This window comes from Kitasatospora phosalacinea (genome assembly GCF_000717185.1).
In the GTDB taxonomy this organism is placed as follows: domain Bacteria; phylum Actinomycetota; class Actinomycetes; order Streptomycetales; family Streptomycetaceae; genus Kitasatospora; species Kitasatospora phosalacinea_A.
The window spans coordinates 1-2,454 of sequence record NZ_JNYE01000222.1 but is presented as its reverse complement, the minus strand read 5'-3'; the positions used below and the strand labels follow the sequence as shown (position 1 = coordinate 2,454).

At 73.5% G+C, this 2,454-nt stretch carries 2 pseudogenes; both read left to right on the top strand.

Features of this window, described 5'->3' with window-relative positions:
* Window positions 1–62 precede the first annotated feature (62 nt).
* Window positions 63–1,775 (top strand): annotated as a pseudogene (locus OO57_RS41990) (condensation domain-containing protein); the annotation flags it as partial.
* A 79-nt stretch (window positions 1,776–1,854) separates the two neighbouring features.
* A pseudogene (locus tag OO57_RS47545) lies at window positions 1,855–2,454 on the top strand (AMP-binding protein); the annotation flags it as partial.

The following is a 2,454-nucleotide window of genomic DNA, read 5'->3' as shown; positions in this document are numbered from 1 at the left end:
TCGAACCCGGCGAGATCGAGGACGCGTTGACCGCCCACCCGGACGTCGCCCAGGCCGCCGTCGTGGTCCGCGAGGACACCCCCGGCGTCAAGCGCCTGGTCGCCTACCTGGTGGGAACCGCCGGGGCCGAACACGACGCCCTGCGCACCGCGCTTGCCGCCCGGCTGCCCGAGTACATGGTGCCCACCGCCTTCGTCACCCTGGACGCCCTCCCGCTGACCGTCAACGGCAAGCTCGACCGCGCCGCCCTCCCCGCCCCGCGGACCGGCGGCGGCGAACGGGCCCCGCGCGGCGCCCGCGAGGAGATCCTGTGCGGCGCCTTCGGCGAGGCCCTCGGCCTGGACGACGTCGGGCCGGAGCAGAACTTCTTCGACCTCGGCGGCCACTCGCTGCTCGCCGCCCGGCTGACCGCCCGGGTCCGCCACCTGCTCGGCGGCGCCCTCACCGTCCGCGACCTGTTCGAAGCACCCACCCCCGCCGCCCTCGCCCACCGCCTGGACGGCCCCGCCGACACCCGCCCCGCCCTCACCCGCCGCCCCCGCCCCGCCGACCTGCCGCTCTCGCACGCCCAGCGCCGGATGTGGTTCCTGCAGAACCTCGACGGCGACGGCGCCACCTACAACGTTCCCCTGGTCGTCCGCGTCACCGGCCCGCTCGACCGGGCCGCCCTGCGCACCGCCGTCCGCACCGTCAGCGAACGGCACGAGAGCCTGCGCACCGTGTTCACCGAACGCGACGGCTCGGTGTACCAGCAGGTCCTGGACGCCCCGACCGCCGCCGGGGCGATCGAGGTCCGCCCCGTCACCGAGGCCGGGCTCGACGCCGCCGTGCAGGACGCCGTCCGCCGCGGCTTCGACCTCGCCGCCGAACGGCCGCTGCGTGTCACCGTGCTCGAACTCGGGCCCGAGGACCACGTGTTGGTGCTGCTGTTCCACCACATCGCGGGCGACGAGTGGTCGATGAACCCGTTCGTCGAGGAGCTGACCGCCGCCTACACCGCCACCGCCACGGGCACCGGGGTCGAACTGCCGCCGCTGCCCGTCCAGTACGCCGACTACACGCTCTGGCAGCAGGAGCTGCTGGCCGAGGGCCCCGGCAGCCTGCTGGAGCGCCAACTCGCCCACTGGCAGCAGGCCCTGGCCGGGCTCCCGGAGGAACTCGCGCTGCCCCTCGACCACCCGCGCACCCCCACCGCCCACCACCGCGGCGACACCGTCCACGGCCACGTCCCGCCCGCCGTCTACCGCGGCCTGCGGGAGGCCGCCCGGGCCACCGGCACCACCACCTTCATGCTGCTGCAGGCCGCCGTCGCCACCCTGCTGCACCGCCTCGGCGCGGGCGAGGACATCCCGCTCGGCGCCCCCGTCGCCGGACGCTCCGACGCCGGACTCGACCGGCTGGTCGGCTTCTTCGTCAACACCGTCGTCCTGCGCACCGACCTGTCCGGCGACCCGACCTTCGCCGAACTGCTCGGCCGTGTCCGCGAGTTCGACCTCGCCGCGTTCGCCCACCAGGACCTCCCGTTCGACCGCCTGGTGGAGGCCGTCAACCCGCCCCGGGTGCCCGGCCGCCACCCGCTGTTCCAGGTGATGCTGGGCTACCAGCACAACGACGGCCGGGCCGGCCGCCTGCTCGGCCTGGAGAGCCGGATCCTGCCCGGCGACCTCGGCGCGGCCAAGTTCGAACTCGACTTCAACTTCGAGGAGACCTCCTCGGCGGAGGAGATCGACATCGCCTTCGAGTACGCCGCCGACCTCTACGACCGCACCACCGCCGAGTCCCTGCTCGAACGCCTGCTCGCCGTCCTCGCCCAGGTCGCCGCCGGGTGCCGGGTGAGACGGCGTTGGTGTTCGGGTGGCGTTGGGGTTGCCGCGTTCGTTGGACATGGTGGCGGCGCTGTTCGCCGTCCTGCGGGCGGGGGCGGCGTACCTGCCGCTCGAACTCGACTACCCGGTGGACCGGTTGGCGTTCATGGTGGAGGACACCGCCCCCGTCCTGCTGGTCACCGACTCCACCGCACAGCACCGGATGCCGTTCACCCCCGGTGTCCCCCAACTCCTGCTGGACGACCCGGCGGTGACCGCCGAACTCGCCGCCCAGTCCGACGGCCCGTTCCACGTCCCCTACGAGCCGGACGCTGCCGCATACGTGATCTTCACGTCGGGTTCGACCGGCCGTCCGAAGGGTGTGGTGACGCCCTACCACGGGCTGACCAACATGCAGTTGAACCACCGCGAGGCGATCTTCGATCCGGTGGTGGCCTCCGCCTGTGGGCGCAGGCTGCGGATCGCGCACACGGTCTCGTTCTCCTTCGACATGTCGTGGGAGGAGCTGCTGTGGCTGGTGGAGGGCCACGAGGTGCACGTGCTGGACGAGGCGCTGCGCCGCGACGCGGAAGCGCTCTCCGCGTACTGCGCCGAACACGCGGTGGACGTCGTCAACGTCACCCCGTCC